Source organism: Kriegella aquimaris, assembly GCF_900103215.1.
Taxonomy (GTDB): domain Bacteria; phylum Bacteroidota; class Bacteroidia; order Flavobacteriales; family Flavobacteriaceae; genus Kriegella; species Kriegella aquimaris.
This window is the reverse complement of sequence record NZ_FNGV01000010.1, coordinates 188,580-208,875: the sequence shown is the minus strand read 5'-3', so window position 1 is coordinate 208,875 and position 20,296 is coordinate 188,580. Positions and strand designations below refer to the sequence as shown.

Here is a 20,296-nt window from a genome sequence, read left to right as displayed (position 1 = left end):
ATCCTGGGCAACGAGGAAGATGCCGAAAAACATTTCGGGATCCATCCCGAGGGCCTTGACGTGCACAAGCACGGCAGCGAGGTAAAGGCCGAGGCCTTTCTATCGGTCTGCAAGCAGATGATGAAAAAGTTCCCGAAGGCGAAAAAGGTGATCACCACCTTGAGGGGGTCCATTTCAGCATCGCACAATACCTGGGCCGGCGTACTTTACGATGGTGAGAAGATGTACGAGACCCGGCAGTACCAGATCACCGATATCGTCGACCGCGTAGGTGGGGGCGATTCCTTTATGGGCGGCCTGATCTACGGCCTGCTGCAATACCCCGACGACGACCAGAACGCGCTCGACTTTGCCGTGGCGGCCTCTTGTCTGAAGCACACCATCAAGGGCGATGCCAACCTGGTGACCGTCGACGAGGTGGCGAAACTCATGGGGGGCGATGCTTCCGGTAGGGTGGCACGATAACCGACCGACCACATGTGAAGCGGAAGGCGCCAATTTAATTTGGAATTTTTCCGCTTTGATTCAAATCGATAATACAACTTAAACAAGTACCCATAAAAATGGCCCGATATTCAAGATTAGAAGTAGCTGCGGTAATGAAAGAAACTGGAATGGTTCCTTTGTTTTACCATCCCGATACCGTTTTAGGAAAAAAAGTGCTCAAAGCCTGTTATGATGGTGGTGCACGCCTTATGGAATTTACCGCTCGGGGCGATTTCGCCTTTGAAATATTTGCGGAACTCAACAAATATGCATTGGCCGAATTACCGGGCATGATTTTGGGTGTTGGCTCGATTACCGATGCCGCTGCCGCCTCGCTGTACATGCAATTGGGCGCGAACTTTATCGTAACCCCTGTTTTAAGGGAAGATATCGCCGTGGTCTGTAACCGTAGAAAAGTGTTATGGTCTCCCGGTTGTGGTTCGCTAACCGAAATTTCCCGTGCCGAGGAACTGGGCTGCGAGATTGTTAAATTATTCCCTGGCGACCTTTATGGTCCCGGGTTCGTAAAAGGAATCAAAGGGCCCTGCCCTTGGACGAGCATTATGCCGACTGGAGGCGTATCACCGGAAGAAGACAACCTTAGGGGATGGTTCGATGCCGGAGTGATCTGCGTAGGTATGGGGTCGAAATTGATCTCAAAACAGGTATTGGCCGATCAAGATTTCGTCGGTCTGACCCAAACGGTCAAAAACACATTGGATACTATCAAGAAAGTACGAAACAACTAACACATGCGATTGATCAGAAACTTCTCCGCAACACTTGTTCTTATGTTGCTCATGGGCTGCTCCATGGAAAATAGCACAAAAACACTAAGATTGGGCCACGGCCTCGATGTAAGTCATTCGGTTCATAAGGCCATGGTGAAAATGGGGGAAGATCTGTTGCAAAGATCGGGAGGCAAACTCAAACTGGAGATTTATCCCAGCCAGCAACTCGGTACCGAGCGCGAATGCCTAGAGCTTTTGCAGATCGGCAGTCTCGATATGACCAAGGTATCGGTGGGGGTGCTTGAAAATTTTGCGCATAAGATGACCGTTTTGGGGCTTCCGTTTCTCTTTCGGGATCGCCAGCATTCTTTTGATGTACTAGACGGCCCCATTGGCCAGGAGCTTTTAGACGATGGCAAGAAATATTGGCTCAAAGGGCTAGGATATTACGATGCGGGAAGCCGTAGTTTTTATACCATGCACAAACCCATTCACACCCCTGATGACCTGAAAGGTCAGAAGATACGGGTGATGGAGAGTGCCACCGCGGTACGTATGGTACAAGAATTAGGGGGTTCCCCGACACCCATTTCATGGGGTGAACTCTACACCTCGTTACAACAAGGGGTTGTAGACGGCGCAGAGAACAATCCGCCGAGTTTTTACCTTTCCAGACATTATGAGGTGTGTAAATACTATTCTTTGGACGAGCATACCGTCTTGCCCGATGTATTATTGATGGGTACCTATGTTTGGGACAAGCTATCTGAACAAGAGCAAAAATGGCTGAACGAAGCAGTGACCGAATCCGTCAAATACCAACGTGTATTATGGGCAGAAGCCGAAGCGGAAGCCTTACGGGAAGTTGAAAAAGCAGGTGTCGAAATTATCCGACCTGACAAAACCCTTTTCGCCGATAAAGTAGCGGACATTCTGGAAGACTATAAAAACGATAGTGAAATCTATCCGTTGATCAAACAAATACAAGAAACCAAGTAATATGACCGAAATACGAAAACTAATCGACAAAATTTTAGGCAGGGCACTTGTGGTCATCATGTCCGTTATGGTGGTCAACGTACTCTGGCAGGTTTTTACCCGCTATGTTACGGGAGATCCCAGTTCGTTCACCGATGAATTGGCGCGCTATCTTATGATATGGATCGGTATTTTAGGTGCCGCCTACGTAGCAGGCAAAGACTTGCACGTAGCTATTGATATCTTGCCCTCGAGGGCCAGTGCCAAGAACCGGAAAAAGCTGAAGACCATAGTCACTGTTTTGATCATTCTCTTTGTTTCGGTCGCCTTCGTTATTGGCGGCTCGCGCTTGGTCTACATTTCGTATCTGTTAGGGCAACAATCACCTGCACTTCAAATACCCTTGGCGGTAGTCTATATGATTCTTCCGATCAGTGGCCTCCTTATCATTTTCTATAAAGTATCCGATCTCTTAAAAAAATAACCATGTTGGAAAGTCTACCCATTTTTGTATTGGTACTCAGTTTTTTATGTCTTTTGGCCATTGGTACACCGGTCGCCTGGAGTATTGCCATCTCGTCAATGTTGACTATGTTGGTCAGCATTCCCGCCATACCGGCCTTTACAACGGTTTCACAGCGTATGGCCACCGGGCTCGACAGTTTTGCGCTGCTCGCCATACCCTTCTTTGTACTCTCGGGAGAGCTGATGAATAAAGGGGGTATCGCCCATAGACTTATTGCCTTTGCCAAAACCTTGGTGGGTTCGCTTCCGGGCGGACTTGCCCTTATCAACGTTATTGCGGCCATGTTGATGGGTGCCATTGCCGGTTCGGCTATGGCTTCCGCATCGGCGATGGGAAGTATTTTAGGTCCTGAAATGGAAAAAGAAGGTTATTCCCGTGAATTCGGGGCGGCCGTCAATATCACATCGGCTACGACCGGTTTGGTCATTCCACCGAGTAATGTACTGATCGTTTATTCACTGGCCAGTGGCGGCGCATCTATTGCAGCCCTGTTTTTGGCGGGTTACATTCCCGGTATCTTAACGGGACTCTTTTTAATGATCGTGGCTTCCTTTTGGGCGAAAAAGAAAAAATATAAAGTCGGAAAACGAAGTACCCTAAAAGAAGTATTCCGAACCTTTATCGATGCACTTCCGAGCCTTTTTATGCTCGTCGTTGTTATCGGAGGTATTGTCTCCGGAGTCTTTACCGCTACGGAAGCTTCGGCCATCGCCGTACTCTATAGCCTGATTCTTGGTTTTATATATAAGGAAATATCCTTTCCTAAACTCCCACAAATCCTATTGGATTCCTCGGCAACTACCGCTATTGTGATGTTGCTTATCGGGGCTTCCATGTGTATGTCTTGGGCACTGTCGTACGAGAACATTCCGCAAGATATCAGCACAGGACTTTTAGGCTTGAGCGATAATAAAATCGTCATCCTATTAATCATCAACCTGTTGCTTTTATTTGTTGGAATATTTATGGATATGACCCCCGCTGTCTTGATCTTTACCCCGATATTTTTACCCGTGGTGACCAAATTAGGACTAGACCCGGTGCATTTCGGAATCATTATGGTACTCAACCTTTGTATCGGACTCTGTACACCCCCCGTGGGATCGGTGCTCTTCGTGGGCGTTGGTATTGCAAAGACGACCATTGAAAAGGTCTTTAAACCTTTGTTGCCTTTGTTTATCGCCATGATCATTGCGTTGTTCCTTGTCACCTATATTCCACAATTAAGTTTGTGGTTGCCTAGTCTTTTTGATCTGTAACAATAGCTGCATGCGACAACCAAGCAGTTTTAAGAATGTGTCCGTAAGGGCATACTAAAAACCATCATTTAAGTCAAAATAGCCGCGGTCGTTCAGTTAACGATTAGAACTATCGATTTTACAAGCTATTTCGTATCCATTAATTACTCAAAATTCAAGTTGTGAAAAAATTAAATAGAAAAAATAACGGTCTAGAAGCTACCTTGCCGATTAAGGTCATCCAATTTGGGGAAGGCAACTTTTTACGCGCATTTGTAGAATACGCATTTCAAAAGTTAAATCAGGAAGTGGATTTTAATGCCGGAATTGCCGTAGTACAACCCATCGACCGGGGTATGGTCGACCTTTTGAACGCCCAAGACGGTTTGTACACCCTATTTATGAAAGGGATAAAAAATGGTGCGGAAACCCAAGAAAAAGAACTGATCACCAATATTGTCAAAGGGGTAGATCCGTACGCCAATTTTGATGACTATTTGGCCTTGGCCAAGGAAGAAGCGTTGGAGTTTATCATATCGAACACCACCGAAGCGGGCATTGCCCATGTGGCAAGCGATACGGTCGGCATGCGGCCTCCGACATCCTTTCCCGCCAAGCTTACGGTACTGCTCTATGAACGATGGAAACATTTTGACGGGGCCGCCGAAAAGGGCTTGACCCTGATTCCCTGTGAATTGATAAACCACAATTCCGATACCTTAAAGCAAATCATACTGACCTATATCGAGGAATGGAATTTGGAAGATACTTTTAAAAATTGGGTCTTAAACGCCTGTAGTTTCCACAATACGCTGGTCGACCGTATCGTTCCCGGATATCCCAGAGATCAGATCAAGGACTATAACAAGCAATTGGATTATGAAGACAACCTTATCGTTAGTGCGGAGACCTTTTTTCTATGGGTTATCGAAGGCGATGCCGATTTAAAAAGAAAGCTCCCCTTTGATAAAACCGATTTGGATGTTAAGATTGTTGCCGATATGCAACCCTATCGCACCCGGAAGGTTCGTATCTTAAACGGTGCCCATACCGCTATGGTACCCTTCTCTTTATTGTATGGCAATGAAACCGTCAAAGAGAGTGTGGATAATGATTTCACGGGCGCTTTTATCCGTTCGGCCGTTTTTGACGAAATCATTCCGACCCTTGACATGGATAAAAACGAATTGGAACAATTCGCCAACGATGTCTTCGACCGTTTTCGAAATCCGTTTATAAAACATCAGTTAGCCAGTATTGCCCTGAACTCCATTTCCAAATTTAAGGTACGGGTATTGCCCAGCTTGTTGGAATATGTAGAAGAAAACAACGCACTGCCCCAACATTTGGTCTTTGCCTTTGCCTGTTTGATCCGATTTTACAAGGGCGAATGGAAGGATGAGAAATTACCGGTCAATGACGATGCCACTTTAGTGGCAGAACTGTCAGCTATTTGGAGTTCGAACGACTATACCCTTATAGCGAAAGAAGTTTTAAGCAAGGAAAGTTATTGGGACCAGAACGTGACGGCAATCAAAGGCTTGGCCGAAGCTATGGCCCATGCCCTCGAATTGATAGAAAAACAAGGAGTCGAACAAGGTTTTAAAACCTTTGCCACCACCTCTAACCCTACAACATAATCGCAGATGGAACATAAACTAATAAAGGTACAACCCGAAGATAACGTAGCCATCGCACTGGTCGGCTTGGTACAAGGTGACAAAATTGCCTTTGAGGGCGAGGATATCATCATCTTATCCGACACCAAGGCCAAGCACAAAATCACCATGGTCGATTTGGCACCCGAGGACAAAATTTATATGTACGGGGTATTGGTCGGAAAAGCAGTTACCGAAATCAAAAAAGGCGATGTGCTTACGGTTGATAATGTCAAACACCAGAGTACGCCCGTTAAGGAAAAAACCGAGACTACAGGTTGGACGCCTCCCGACATTTCGGCTTGGAAAGACCGTACGTTTATGGGCTACGATCGTGGTGACGGACAGGTAGGTACCGCCAATGTATGGCTATTCTTTCCGTTGGTTTTCTGTGAAAACCGAAATGTGGAATTGCTAAAGGAAGTTTTCGAAAAAGAACTTTCGTTCAATAAGACCAGCAGCCAACGCCAATTGCTCCGCAGTTTGGTTCATGGTACGGCACAGACCGATGCACCCGAAGCCCCGAACCGGGAAGTATTCGACAATATCGACGTACGTTTTATCACCCATCAGGGCGGTTGCGGCGGAATGCGCCAAGACTCCGATTCGCTGGCGACTTTATTGGCCGGTTATGTCAACAACCCGAACGTTGCCGGAGCCACCATTTTAAGCCTGGGCTGTCAAAACCTACAGGTCGAAACCTTTAATACGGCCTTGCGTACCATCAATCCCGATATTAAAAAACCGATTTTGATTTACGAGCAACAGGCCATGGGTACGGTGGACGAAATGCTGAATACGATTATCAAAGAGTCTTTTGCGGCCATAAAGGAAGCCAATAAGATTCCGCGGCAACCGGCGCCCCTTTCAAAACTAAAAATGGGCTTGGAATGCGGAGGCTCTGACGGATTTTCGGGTATTTCTGCCAACCCTGCGTTGGGTTATGCCTCAGATCTCTTGGCCGCATTGGGCGGTTCGCCTATACTTTCTGAATTTCCTGAACTCTGTGGCGTCGAACAAGAACTCGTCAACCGCTGTGTCAACGAAGCCGATGCCCAACGTTTTATGGAGCTGATGAAAGCTTATGAAAATGCGGCGGAAGCGGCAGGTTCCGGTTTTGACATGAACCCTTCCCCGGGGAATATCAAAGACGGTTTGATCACCGATGCCATGAAATCGGCAGGAGCCGCCAAAAAAGGAGGCACCTCCCCCATTCAGGCGGTACTGGACTATGGCGAATACGTTACCAAACCGGGTTTAAATTTACTATGTACTCCCGGGAACGATGTGGAAAGTACCACTGGCATGGTCGGTTCGGGAGCTTCGGTCGTATTGTTTTCAACGGGATTGGGTACACCTACGGGCAACCCGATCGCCCCTATTATTAAAGTATCGTCCAATACCCTGGTCGCCGAAAAAATGCCGGACATTATCGATATCGAAACCGGGGCGGTAGTGCGCGGAGAAAAAACGATTGCCGAAATGGGCAACGAAATTTTGGAATACGTGGTCAAAGTGGCCAGTGGCGAAATTATCTCCAAGGCCGATCAGATGAACCAGAACGATTTTATTCATTGGAAACGGGGCGTTTCATTGTAGCACATATTCGCCTGTACTCAAATTGACAGAACCTTAATGGTTTTTTAAGTACAACAACACTAATATACCGAGCAAAAAGAAGGCGACTACCTTCGTTCTGCTCGGTATATTTAAATTTAGTCAAACCCCTTCCTACATTTTCACCCTCACAACATTTAACTTACCCCAATCTCCATATTCGCTAAAATAAGGTCTTGAATTTCCTAAATTATAAGTTACCCTCCCATTAATTACAGACTATTCAATTATTAGACAGAACACTCCCTTTGCTTTTGTCACTTTCGACCTTATGTATATATTTGCCGAAGTATCCAAAAATAGGATATCATTTCTCAATTTAACAACCTAACTAATTGATTTTTAGTTTTTTATATTGAAAAGTACCGCGAAAATCATCATAAGTATTGGCTGGCCAGGTATATATTACGAATACCGTTTCGGAGAAGGGTGATGTAATATTTTTTGATGAGTGAACGGAATTAAAACAATTGTTCTATGAGAAAATTAAAGAATTCCGATTTTATAATCCCGCTTTCCATATTCATACATTTGGGGATTATTAACGGGGTGTTGTATTTCTTGACACCACATACGTACCTTGACCCTTTTAACATCTTATACTATAATGTCTCGTGGTTGGTCATCACTTATTTTTTAGATTACTACCCTACCGAACGTAAGGAGCGTTTTTCGGACAAGTTTCTCAAGACACTACATTTGTATACTATTTATGGGTTGGCCTATTTTGCACTCTTCGGTCTAAAGGGACGTACTTACGACTCGTTAAACTACCAATTATTTGTTTTCGCCATACTGTGTAGCTTTTTTATTGGCTACCGCATCCTTTTCTTTTGGATGACGCGAAAATATCGTATGATCGGCGGAAACTTTGTCAATGTGGTCGTACTGGGCAGGGATGCCAACCTTAAAAAAATTCGCAAGGAATTTGACGACCCCTATTTCGGGTATCGTTACCAAGGCTTTTTCGATGATAAAGAGTCTAAAAGCCCTACCTATCTGGGCAAGATTTCAGATTGCTTTGGTTATATGCTACAGCATGACATCGACCAGGTCTATTGTGTGGCCTCCAAATTTAGTCGGAAACAATTGGAAAACTTGATTCAATTTGCCGATAACAATTTGATTAAGTTTAAGATTATTCTTGATAATAAGGAAATCTATTCCCGGGCGATGTCAATCGAAACCTACGGTAATATACCCGTACTCAACCTTCGTAAGGTTCCTTTGGACACCGAGTTTGGGCGTCTCGCCAAACGTACCTTTGACATCCTATTTTCTTCCATGGTCATTCTTACCGTGCTCTCTTGGTTGACTCCGCTATTATATATATTGATAAAATTGGAATCTCCTGGTAATTTATTCTTTAAGCAAAAGCGTCATGGTTTTAAGCGCAAAGCTTTTTGGTGCTATAAATTCCGGTCGATGACCGCGAGTACCGATGCCGATTCAAAAATGGCCAGCAAAAACGATATGCGCATCACCAAAATTGGCAAAATATTACGAAAGACCAGTATCGATGAACTGCCCCAATTCTTTAATGTGTTTCTGGGTGATATGAGTGTGGTCGGGCCACGCCCGCACATGGAACTACATACGGTGGATTATGAAACCTCGGTCGATAAATATTTGGTACGCCACTTTGTAAAACCGGGCATTACCGGTTTGGCACAAGTAAGCGGTTACCGAGGAGAAATACTCAAGCAAGCCGATATTTTAAACCGAGTACGGTTGGATATTTTTTATGTCGAAAAATGGACTTTAGGACTTGATATCCGTATTATCGGACAGACCGTTACCAATGCGGTACGGGGAGAGGAAAAAGCGTATTGACGTTCTGCTCTTTTCTGAGCACACCTCAATATAAAGAGAAATTTCATATACGCTCTGAATGGTATTTCAACCGTCCTTTTCGGTATTGATTTAAAAAAATATTGATCTATTAGTGCATCAATTTACATGAATAGAAAAGCACAACAAACTAAGGAAAAAATAAATTAATATAAAACCCACCGTTACTTTAATAAATTATAGTAGAAACCACATGATAGATAGATAGATAGATAGATATGTTGCGAAGTTTTTGGCAGTTTATGACCATAAAGATGATTAACCAATATCTAGTTCTACAAGTTATTTTATAAGCCTTAATAAATAGTCTAAGATGTATACAACCTTTAGGAATACCTTATTATTAGTATTACTCAGCTTTATGCTCTTCTCGTGCATGACAAACAAGAGTACGGTTTACATAAACAACCCCAACTTTAACCATGACTTCCCCATATCAATTTTGGATACGATAGTGGAATATAAGCTGCAGCCTAGGGATATTTTAAATGTTCAGATTAAGACACTTGACGCTGCTAGTTCAGATTATTTCAACCTCCAATCTGGCAGCACTTTTCAACAAGTAAGTCCCGCAGCCTTATACCTTGGCGGATATTCAATATCTAAAGAAGGAAGAATTAACCTACCTGAAATTGGTCAGGTTTCCGTTGCCGGACTAACCCTATCAAAAGCAGAGGAGCAAATTCAAAAAGCCGTACGGCGCTACCTTCCCAATGCGAATGTAATTGTTAAAATGGTAAGTTTCAAAATTTCAGTGCTTGGAGAAGTTAATGCACCAGGATATTATTACGTCTACAATGAGCAGGCAAATCTATTAGAGGCACTTGCATTGGCAGGTGACATGACCCTTTTTGGCAATCGGGAAAACATTACCGTACTAAGACAAACTCAAAGTGGTATGAAAGGCATGCTTCTCGACCTAAGAAACCCCAATATTTTTAGCTCCGAGTATTTTCAATTGCTTCCTAACGATGTAGTTTATGTACAACCTAGAAAAGAGCGAAATCAACGTGACAACCTCAGCACATTTAACCTTCTAAGCATTGTTTTTGGGGCTATATCTTCGATAGTACTTCTGTTAAACTTTACAAACTAAGAAAGATGGTGAATAAAAACGCTATAAATATTGATAAAATTTTATATATACTTCGCCACAACTGGTTTTATATTCCGGCGGTTCTTGTTGTTGCTTTACTTCTTGCAATGATAACCATTCAGAAAGTAGGTGAAAAATATAAAGTCGAAGCTTCGCTACAAATTCAGAACCAGAGTTTAAGTACCGCTGGAACCCAACAGGAACTTTTCCTAAAAGGAGCCGAGCTTTTTGCTTCAGAGACCAATGTAGCCGATGAAATCGGTGCAATCACCTCGCTTTCTACCATTGCGGAAACGCTACGAGACATGAATTACCATATTACCTTATATGAGGCATCGTCGCGTATTTTTGGTATTGGAGCGGGAGATAAAGAAATCCTGAATCCTTTTTTTCAAATTCGCCTGACAGAGGGTTTTCCACAAGCAACTGATGTACCCGTGCAAATTACATTCCTAGAAAATGATACGTATCGGGTGCAGGCGACTATTGAAAAAGGAACACATTTATTTCGATCAACGGCTATTGATGCCAGTTACGAGACGTCACCTGATAAAGTCATAATAGACAAAACATTAAAACTTACAGAACCTTACACTGATAATTATCTGAATTTCAGTATCGCCCTTCAGGAAAACGTTCCTACTTCTGCCGATACTGAGTATGTATTTGTCATCAATGAAATGCGCAGTCTTGCGGAGACCTACCGCAATAACTTGGCAATAGCTCCCATATTTGACGGGGCGAGCATTCTTAACATTAGTAGTTCATCACCCCTCCCTCAGAAGGAAATTGATTTTATTAATGGGTTAATGACTACCTACATCGCCAAGAGCCTATCAAAAAAGAATCGTCTTGCCCAAAGCACCATCGCTTCAATAGACAAACAACTTGATATCGCTGTAGACACCTTATCTACTATTGAGGGTTCACTTGAAGATTTCAGATCAAAAAATGAAATCATTGACATCGAAAAGACCTCCGAAAACCTGAACAATCAATTTACGACACTTAATGAGAAAAAATCAGACCTTACCGTAAAAATTGAATATTACCAATATCTTACGAATACCCTGACCAAAAAAGGAAGCATCGATGAGATGGAATCGGTATCGACAGCGGGTATTGAAGACCAAGTTCTTAGCAATCTTGTTATTGAATTAAACGCACTGATTCAGGAACGTAGCTCAATTGCGTTTTCCTCCAGCAGTGAAAGTCCTGTTCTCAAAGGTATTGACCAACGCATTAGAGCAAGTCGCTCGGCAGTACTTAACAACGTAAATAGCCTTCTAAGCTCCTATACTATCAATCTACGTAACACAGAGGAAAGATTAGATAAAATCAACGACCAAATTGCGCAACTCCCCCGAGGGGAACGCAATTTGACTTCTATCGAGCGCAATTTTTCCCTTAATGACGATCTCTATAGTTATCTTTTACAAAAAAGGGCAGAAGCCAATATTGCCCTTGCCACAAATGTTTCTGACAAAATTGTAATCGACGAGGCCCATCTTGTGGGTAAGGCGTTCCCAAGTAAGCCACTGCTATTAATCGTCTTTATCTTATTGGGTCTTTTGACTTCATTAGGTGTGTTGTTCTGGAAATACATAACCTTATCAAAAATAATAACTGAAAGCGATATTCCTACCTACATAAAATGGCCAGTTCTAGATAGCATCCCATACCAAAAAGATAAAATAAAAGTTTCTAAATCGCTCAAAGTTTATAACAAATTGAAAGAAAAAGCCAAAGACGGCACAAAAGTTATTTCCATAGTCGCCTCCAATCCGAGCGAAGACACCTATGCTCTTACAAAAGGATTAGTAGGCCAAATGATTGCTATGGGAGATCGTGTTGCCCTTGTGCATTTAACCTCAGATTTAGAAGATACCTTTGAACAACCTAAAAGAATAGCAACTAAAAAAGTAATAAATAACCAAGTACAAGACCTAATTGACACGGAGCTCAGCACCGAGTTATCAGTACACAAAGTAAGTGCCGGAGAATTTGCACATGGCAATAGCATTCAAGAATTGCTCTTCAAATTAAGGGAGAGCCACGATTTTGTGCTACTTCTAGCCCCTTCTTTAAACGATTCATTAGCTTATTACAAGGTTAGGGAACATTTAGACTTCACGCTCTTTATCGTACAAAGTGGCTTTACAAAAACTTCTGTACTATCTGAAAACTATGGCAATATGAGTCTAGATAGTAATATAGGAATTGTAATAATGAACAAAGCATAACCCAAATCCGAATGAAGTTTTTTTCAAAAACGTTCAAGCTCTTAAACCTTGATTTCAACTTTGTCAAAAGTGGCAGCACTGTCTTGATCAACAGGCTATTGGGCATACTTTTTGGCTATTTATTTGTTTTATATGTATCACGGGTTTATGGTGCTGCCACCGTTGGAGTATACACTATTTGTTATACTATTCTTCAGGTGACGGCTAATTTGGGCAGGTGTGGAACGGATGTCTATATGCTCCAAAAAGCATCCTACCTTTATCCGGCAAGGGACTCCAAGCTAAAACAGTACTTCAAAAAATCGACCCGAATAGCTATAATTGTATCCTTACTGCTTACGGCCATACTTGTCATTACTTCCCAATGGGTTGCAAAAACATTCTTGGATGCATCTTACACCTATGCCATACTAGCGGTCGCTATAGGAATTCTTCCTTTGGCCATGATCAATATCTATGGTGCCGTACTTAATGGAATGGAGAGTTTTAGCAAGTTCTCATTTTCAACAAATACCAGCATCTATTTATTCTCCGGTATTTTTCTTTTAATTGCCAGTATTTTTACAAACCAAGACTGGATTGTTTTTTACAGTTTATCATTTGGAGTGGTCTTTACATTATTGTTAGGACACGTGTGGGTAAGAGACGGGCTAAGAAAATTAGATTATACAACGACCCATGAGCGTATTGATGAAGGCTGGCCAAAGATATTGAAACAGTCTTACCCCATGATGCTCACGGCTTCCATACTTTTTCTGGTCAACTGGACAGACAGTCTTATGCTGGGCATTATGAAAGACAATGAAAGTGTGGGTCTCTATAGTGTGGCTTCGAGAATTGCCAACGTTCTGATTTTAATTCCTTACTCGTTAAATTCGGTCGCGGCGCCAAAATTTGCCAAAGATTTCAGCAAAGGCATCGTTTCGGTAAGTGCTTTAAAAAAAGTAAAAAAAATGAGTTTTCTCACAACATTGGCGCTTGTAATTCCCATTATTCTAGGAGGTCACCTGATTCTGTCTATCTTTGGCCCTGAGTTTACGGATAGCTACTATTGCTTGGTAATTTTGGCAATCGGCTTTTTGGTAAGAAACTATTTTGGCCCATCGACCTATATACTGCAAATGAGCAATAATCAAGATCTGCTTTGGAAATGCATTCTTTTTGGTCTAATACTCAACATTATACTCAACTACCTACTTATACCTTCCTACGGTATTGAAGGGGCTGCGGTGGCAAGTGCAATCAGTATCATTAGCTGGTATTTAGTTGCCTACACTTTAGCAATGAAAAAAATAAAACCATTAATCAAGTCAGGACAATAATGATTTCATACTTGCGTAATAGGTTGAAACTTGACAACACAAATGATCAAATCTCGTTTGCGAGCCTTTGTTCCATTTGTTTGCTTTATGCATTCAGCCACCCCTACCCGCAAGTAATCTCTGTGTTAGAGCTTGGCGTCGGCCTATTTTTAGGTATTGCCTTTTTAATGACCGTCCTCCATTTAAAAAAGTCTTTATATTCGTTACTACTTTTAGCCGCATTAAGTGCTATATTTTTCTGGCCCTTGATAGTAGGCTTGGTCGGAGGTTCTTCGCTGGGCAATATAATTAGGGATATCGTTCCATTTCTATACCTCTGTTTTGCATGCCTCTTTTTAATAAGAAGGAATGAAGGGAGAACCTTCTTTAAGGCGGTACACCGAACCCTACCCTGGCTGCTTACCGTTGTAGGTATTCTATTCTCCATTAGGGAGGTGCTTCCATTTATCGGAGATATTTTAGCAAAAAAAGGAATTGTCTGGTTGGAAATGCACCTACTTATACAGTCCTCTGCCGTAACCTTCGCCATGTGCTTTTTATTACTCAAAGGTTGCAATTTAATTCATTTAGGGAAATATTTCAAAGGATTCGGATTGCTGTTTCTAAGCCTTATTCCATTTATGGGCACCTATCTTGCCGTAATGCGCGCACCTACGGCATTTTACGTCTTATTTATTTTATTGGCTATGTTTATATGGCCCGTCTCTATACTTCGTAAGGCTGTGATTGGTGGTGTTGCTTTTTTTATTTTTATTATTGCGTCGGGCCCCGCCACAATTTCCCCCTATCTGGAGAATCTGACCAACAAACAAAAAAATCACGGTAATAATGGAAAGGTTGAAGAAATCGTTCAAATTACAGAACTTACCTTTGACAGACCTCAATATGCACAGTTACTAGGCCAAGGGTGGGGTTCAAGTTGGGCCAGCCCTGCGGTTCAGACCCGATTACATCCTGGAAAACGTATAAGTTATGCGCACTCTTTTATAGCTTATTCCATCTTAAAATTTGGTCTTTCAGGTTATTTGATTTCTCTTCTATTAGTCATACTGGTGTTCTATTTATTTGCTTCGACTTGGATGAAAGCCAAAGCCTTCAGTTACGATGGTACGGTCTTATTCTCCTCGATACCCCCACTACTTATTGGTATTTTTTTGGAGCCAAATTATAAAACTTTGGATTTTAGCATCACATTGTTGATTTTGATAAGTGTATATAAGGTGTTACAAAGTAAATCCTACGAGACCAATACGGAATAAAAATAGATATATTATGAACATAGGCTTCAGCATTAACAGACTGGGCATGGTAGGTTTAGGTGCGACCATTACATCTATGTTACGCAATTGCTCACAACCGGACTTACTGGTCATTTGGGTATTGTGCGCAGATTTGCTCCCTCAAGACAAGAAAAACATTAAAGTGCTACTGGAAAAAGAGCACTTTAATGGTCAATTTCATTTAATAGATATTAGTCCGCAAATAGAGTTTGGAGATTTACATCCACTTCATGGGGATTGGACCAATTATGGAAGACTGCTTTTACCTGAGCATATCGCAGACGATAAAGTTCTTTATTTAGATTCAGATATTGTTATTGAGGAAGATGTGCTTAAGTTCAATAATTTCGACCTTAATGATTACGGACTTGCCGCGGTTCCTACCACCCCTTTGGGAACCGTAATGGAACACTATATTTATGTAAACCTTATGGCTTTGAACCCGTTACTGGCCTCTTTCAACTCAGGTGTACTTTTGATAAACTTAGATTACTGGCGGAAACACAACATTAAAGAACAGTGCAAGACTTTGGGCCTGCGTTTAAAACCAGCGGCAAAATTTAGAGATCAAGTATTACTCAATATAATTTTTGCCGGTAGTTATAAAGAATTACCGATACACTTCAATTACGAGTGGGCACCACACCTTTCAATTCCCGGAAACAGGACCAATGGCCAAATTAACCATTTCATAGGTTCCCCAAAACCATGGGACATTTGTGGTAGACTTATCCATTCTGGGCACGATACATGGGCCAAGTATGCCGACGTGAATTGGATCAACGAGTACAAAACTATGGATCGCCCCACCTTAAGACGAACATGGAAAATTAGACGTTCGTATCTCAGAACACTCTATATAAAGAGTGGGTTTTCTAAGAAATCCTGCGAAAAAAATTAAAAACAGGCATTTTCAAACCCTCAGATTTATTGTCCATAATTATTGGGGAACTTTTCAAAAATTAAGGCCTCTTTTGAACTCTCACCCAATCAACAAGCATCTCGTTACTGTTCGACGTATTTTGATCAGGATCACCTTGATATCCTCCAATGCCAGCGTTGAGAATTATATAAAGTTCGGCATCGGTCAATGCCTCATGCTGTTGTAGTGTTGCCACTTCTTTCCCATCCAACAAAAACACCAACTTACCATCTGCCCATACCAACCCGTAACGGTGGTAATCTTCGGTCAAATCAATGGCCGGATACGTATGTTTAATCTCATGTTCTATGTTTGAACCAATGGAGCTATGCTGGGCCACACCATAACTTTCTGGATTTTTCGTCCAATACTCCGCTATATCTATTTCTTTGTGGTGTCCGTCATCATTATTATAGAGCCAAAAGGCATTCCAAATTCCTTTACTGGCTTTTGGAAACTTAATTCGAGCTTCGATATAACAAGGGGCTTTAAAAGTATTGGAATGTTTTGTCGTGAGAACCCCACCAATCCACTCATAAGGTTTTCCTGTATTTGGGTTGATCGGCACTTCTGATGCAAGCCCGGTATTGGTCGTACGGTCTACCCGCATTTTGAGGTTAAAATAATTCTCAATTTCAAAAGGAGACCATTGGTTCGGCCAATTATAGGTAGGGTCCGCCATATACACATTAGACACTCCAGACCAACCTTTAGGCGATGAATCATCATCACCGTACGAAAATCGTGGTGTCCAAATACCTTGGCCATTCTCATAAGAACGTGGGGAGCCTGAACGTAGATTAAGCCAATTAAAACTATCAAAGAACACCTCATCCGTAAATTCAGATACGTCATAACCCTGATTTTTATCTTCCGAATAGTCAAGCTTTTTATTGAAAATTACGATTCGATTAATCTTAATACCGGGAATATTCTGATAACCCAAAAGATCGACCCCTACAGCCAAATACTGAAATTCGGTAGGTATATCCCCTGTTTTCTCCCAAGCGGGGTCATCACCGAGTTTTGTAATTATACTCGATCTATCCATAGCCTGTTGAATCAAAATTCGCGTACCACTGTCCACAGCATAACTAGTTCTTTCGGCACCCAAGTACTTGGCATCGACCCCTCCATGAATTTCCGAAGCACAACGCGAATCAGGGCCAGAGGTGACCAGATGTAAGATACGGTTTGTTCGATCTGCAGTGCCTGATTCGGCAAAGAAAACATTTTTTGGTAAATCCTTGATATTGGGAAGGGTTACTTCTATCCAATAGGACCACGCGTCACCTGTAACCCCTAGGTCATCCAATGGCAATCTTAACGCATTGTTCTTTACCCCACTTTGACCAATAGGCTGCACTCTATGGGGGTCAATAAGCGATGCTTTGGTACCTAATTGACCATTCAGCATAAAGGTGCCCTCATCAAAATCTGCCACGAAAGCGGCTTCGCCATATCGATTATTTTGATCATCTTGATAATCAAGCTTTTTATTAAAAACTATTACCCGATTTATTTTAATGCCCGGAAAGTGTTGAAAACCTAAAAGATCTGCCCCAACGGCCAAATATTGAAATTCAGTTGGCAAAGCCCCTTTTTTTTCGGTAGCTGGGTCATCACCCAGCTTTGTTATGATACTCGATCCGTCAATAGCTTGTTGAACTAATATTCGGGTACCACCACTCATAGAAAAACTACTGCGTTCGAGACCCAAGTAGCGGGCATCACCCCCTCCATGAAATTCTGAAGCACAATTTGAATCGGGACCTGGTGAAACTCGATGTAAAATTCGATTACTTCGATTGACCGTTCCAGATTCTGCAAAAAAGCTATATTTTGGCCATTCCTTGATATCTGGAAATGTGACTTCTATCAAATATGACCATTCTCCACCTGTAACGCCCAAGGCAGTTAATGGCAATTGCAGCGCATTATCCTTTACCCCACCATTCTGACCCCGTGGTTGAATTCTATAGGAATCAACAAGTGACGCTTTAGTACCTAATTTACCATTCAACGCGAAAATACCCGCATCAAAATCTGCTACGAATGAGGCTTGGTTCAACAAATCTTCTGTCAAAATACTGCTTGCCTGTATTTTGACCGATGCCAAATCTTCCTGTAACACGAAATTTTTATCAAGGTCATCTGAAGAACATGCTCCGATGAATAATAATAAGAATATACATTTAATAAATAGTCGAATGTCTTTTTTTGAATTAATAATGCCGATAAATGCCCCCATTGCTTTTTGCTTATTAAAGTTTTTGCAAACTTGTATTAAAAATCGTTTAAACGTATAATTAAAACGATGAATTACACAAAAAAGCCCACTATAACCTAAAAAATCTAGGAAAACTCGACGAAACAATCAAAATGTTAACATTTGACCAGAAAAAAGAGCGGCGGCACCCTTAAAATTGTTCTGAATTTTGACCAACAAATGATTCTAGGGGTGGTTTACACGCTTTCAAATACAACATGGGTTGCCAAAATCCCTGTGTCGTAATATAAATTGGATTAAAACAGCACTCTGGTTCCATTTTGATTTCAAAACAAGAAGGTGGGAATAGTTTTATATATCGCCAAAAACGAAGATATTAGCCAATACTACCGTTGCCAGAGGCAATCGATATAGATTGAATTATGGTCGTTTTATTGTTTGCAGCGACCAAGTTTAGGCACAAAGCCAGTTAGCAAAACCGTCCTTATTTTCTCACCTTAACCCTTACCCAATCAACCAACATCTCGTTGCTATCGGGGGTGGTGCCATCGGGATCTCCCTGATAGCCACCAATACTTGTGTTAAGAATAATATAAAGGGCCCTGCCACTTAAAGACCGATGTTCTGGTATTGTGTATATTTCTTTGCCGTCAAGCAAAAACACCAACTTACCGTCGGCCCATACTACCCCATAGCGATGGTAATCTTGAGTCAGATCAATACCTGTATTCATCAATAAGGCCTCATGTATTATCTCGGTGCCATTGAAGTTGTGTTGTGCCACTCCATAACTCTTTAAATCGGCAGTCCATTGTTCGGCAATATCGATTTCTTTGTGCCCATCATAATTATTATAGAGCCAAAAGGCATTCCACAACCCTTTCCCCGACGGAAATTTTATTCGCGCCTCTACATAACAAGGTGCTCTAAACGTGTTGGAGTGTTTGGTTGTCAGCACCCCTCCAGCCCATTCATAAGGCTGGCCCGTAGCTGGGTTGATCGGCATTTCTGAAATCAGGTTGGCCTTATTTGTGCGGTCCATCCGAATTTTCAGTGTAGAATTGTCAATATCAAAAGGAGACCATCCATCGGGCCAATTGTAGGTAGGGTCCGCCTTGTAGGAATTTGCATCTTCCGCTGTCCATCCTTTAGGAGAAACCTCATTGTCAGTATAGGAAAACCGGGGAGTCCAGACACCTTGACTGAACCTATAATTATTCGGTGCACCAGCACGTAAATTAAGTGAATCGAAATCATCAAAAAACACCTCTTCCGTAAACGCGGAAACATCATAACCCTGATTTTCAATAATAGGGTCATGGATTTTTTTATCGAAAACAAGTACACGATTTATTTTAATTTCCGGAAACTCTTGAAAGCCCAATAAATCGGCTCCCACAGCCAAATATTGAAAACTAATGAATGAAATGCCCTCTTTTTGCCAAACGGGGTCATCACCAAGTTTCGTAATCACACTAGATTTATCAATTGTTTGCTGAATGAGAATTCGCGTACCGCCTCCCACAGAAAAACTAGATCGTTCGCTTCCCTGATAACTTGCATCATCACCTCCATAAAATTCCGAGACACAGCGCAAATCGGGAGTAATGCGATGTACAATTCGGGTACTGCGATTTAAAGTTCCCGCTTCCGCAAAAAAATTATAATCCGTCCAGCTAACATTCTCGGGGAAAGTTAGCTCTATCCAATAAGTCCATTCATCACCCGTCACGCCCAGGGCATTTAAGGGAAACAGCAGTGCATTGTCTTTAACCCCTTCATTGGTGCCCTTGGGTTGTATTCTATAGGGGTCAACAAGCGAAGCTTTGGTACCGCTCTTCCCATTTAACATAAAGGTTCCGGAATCAAAATCTGCAACAAAGGAAGCCTGTTCTTGTACATTTTCTTTAAAGACTCTTTTTTCTTCTAAATATAGCGGTAGAATACCCTCTGCTACAACCTTCTCTTCCTCTGGATACACCGGAAAAACATCTTGAGAACAAGACGCTATACAGATTATTAAAAGTATATATTTCATAAATATGCGCATGTTTCCTATTTTTATATATTGCTGATGATGCTTGTATCATCTGATTTTCAGATATTCGGTTTCTTAGT

At 42.0% G+C, this 20,296-nt stretch carries 15 protein-coding genes; 13 read left to right on the top strand and 2 right to left on the bottom strand.

All coding sequences use genetic code 11. From position 1 onward, the window contains the following. The 13 genes from BLS33_RS17890 to BLS33_RS17830 form a co-directional block, all read left to right on the top strand. Positions 1 to 465 (top strand): PfkB family carbohydrate kinase (locus BLS33_RS17890; RefSeq protein ID WP_245731530.1); only part of this gene is annotated, 465 nt, incomplete at its 5' end. 98 nt (positions 466 to 563) lie between these two features. After that, a complete protein-coding gene (locus BLS33_RS17885) occupies positions 564 to 1,235 on the top strand; it encodes a bifunctional 4-hydroxy-2-oxoglutarate aldolase/2-dehydro-3-deoxy-phosphogluconate aldolase (RefSeq protein WP_089892758.1) in 672 nt (223 codons plus the stop codon). A gap of 3 nt (positions 1,236 to 1,238) precedes the next feature. Continuing rightward, entirely contained in the window at positions 1,239 to 2,216 is a 978-nt protein-coding gene (locus BLS33_RS17880; protein ID WP_089892755.1) for a TRAP transporter substrate-binding protein, read from the top strand. A gap of 1 nt (position 2,217) precedes the next feature. Further along, positions 2,218 to 2,679, top strand: a complete 462-nt coding sequence (locus tag BLS33_RS17875; RefSeq protein ID WP_176801436.1) for a TRAP transporter small permease — start codon at positions 2,218 to 2,220, stop codon at positions 2,677 to 2,679. A 2-nt stretch (positions 2,680 to 2,681) separates the two neighbouring features. After that, positions 2,682 to 3,980 carry a TRAP transporter large permease gene (locus BLS33_RS17870; protein ID WP_394330906.1) on the top strand — a complete coding sequence of 433 codons (1,299 nt, stop codon included), beginning with the start codon at positions 2,682 to 2,684 and terminating at the stop codon, positions 3,978 to 3,980. A gap of 161 nt (positions 3,981 to 4,141) precedes the next feature. Next, positions 4,142 to 5,599, top strand: a complete 1,458-nt coding sequence (locus BLS33_RS17865; RefSeq protein WP_089892752.1) for a tagaturonate reductase — start codon at positions 4,142 to 4,144, stop codon at positions 5,597 to 5,599. A 6-nt stretch (positions 5,600 to 5,605) separates the two neighbouring features. Beyond that, positions 5,606 to 7,216: a UxaA family hydrolase gene (locus tag BLS33_RS17860; protein WP_089892750.1), complete on the top strand. Its 1,611-nt coding sequence runs from the start codon at positions 5,606 to 5,608 to the stop codon at positions 7,214 to 7,216. Positions 7,217 to 7,711: 495 nt separating this feature from the next. After that, on the top strand, positions 7,712 to 9,067 hold the full coding sequence (locus BLS33_RS17855) for an exopolysaccharide biosynthesis polyprenyl glycosylphosphotransferase (RefSeq protein WP_089892748.1): 1,356 nt from the start codon (positions 7,712 to 7,714) through the stop codon (positions 9,065 to 9,067). Between the two features lie 331 nt (positions 9,068 to 9,398). Continuing rightward, positions 9,399 to 10,181 (top strand): polysaccharide biosynthesis/export family protein, encoded by a 783-nt coding sequence (locus BLS33_RS17850; RefSeq protein ID WP_089892746.1) that lies wholly within the window; start codon positions 9,399 to 9,401, stop codon positions 10,179 to 10,181. Between the two features lie 5 nt (positions 10,182 to 10,186). After that, complete coding sequence (locus BLS33_RS17845) at positions 10,187 to 12,424, top strand: GumC family protein (RefSeq protein ID WP_089892743.1); 2,238 nt, start codon at positions 10,187 to 10,189, stop codon at positions 12,422 to 12,424. Between the two features lie 11 nt (positions 12,425 to 12,435). Further along, positions 12,436 to 13,746 (top strand): flippase, encoded by a 1,311-nt coding sequence (locus BLS33_RS17840; protein WP_089892741.1) that lies wholly within the window; start codon positions 12,436 to 12,438, stop codon positions 13,744 to 13,746. Further along, on the top strand, positions 13,746 to 15,005 hold the full coding sequence (locus BLS33_RS17835; protein WP_089892739.1) for a hypothetical protein: 1,260 nt from the start codon (positions 13,746 to 13,748) through the stop codon (positions 15,003 to 15,005). Before BLS33_RS17840 ends, BLS33_RS17835 begins: the two co-directional genes overlap by 1 nt. Positions 15,006 to 15,018: 13 nt before the next feature. After that, the gene (locus tag BLS33_RS17830) at positions 15,019 to 15,927 is read left to right on the top strand and encodes a glycosyltransferase family 8 protein (protein ID WP_089892736.1); all 909 of its coding nucleotides are present in this window, start codon (positions 15,019 to 15,021) and stop codon (positions 15,925 to 15,927) included. Positions 15,928 to 15,988: 61 nt separating this feature from the next. Here BLS33_RS17830 and BLS33_RS17825 read toward each other — a convergent pair whose 3' ends face one another. After that, positions 15,989 to 18,199, bottom strand: coding sequence for a glycoside hydrolase family 16 protein (locus tag BLS33_RS17825; RefSeq protein WP_089892733.1), 2,211 nt, complete (start codon positions 18,197 to 18,199; stop codon positions 15,989 to 15,991). 463 nt (positions 18,200 to 18,662) lie between these two features. Beyond that, positions 18,663 to 20,216, bottom strand: coding sequence for a glycoside hydrolase family 16 protein (locus BLS33_RS17820; RefSeq protein ID WP_176801435.1), 1,554 nt, complete (start codon positions 20,214 to 20,216; stop codon positions 18,663 to 18,665). Positions 20,217 to 20,296: the final 80 nt, after the last annotated feature.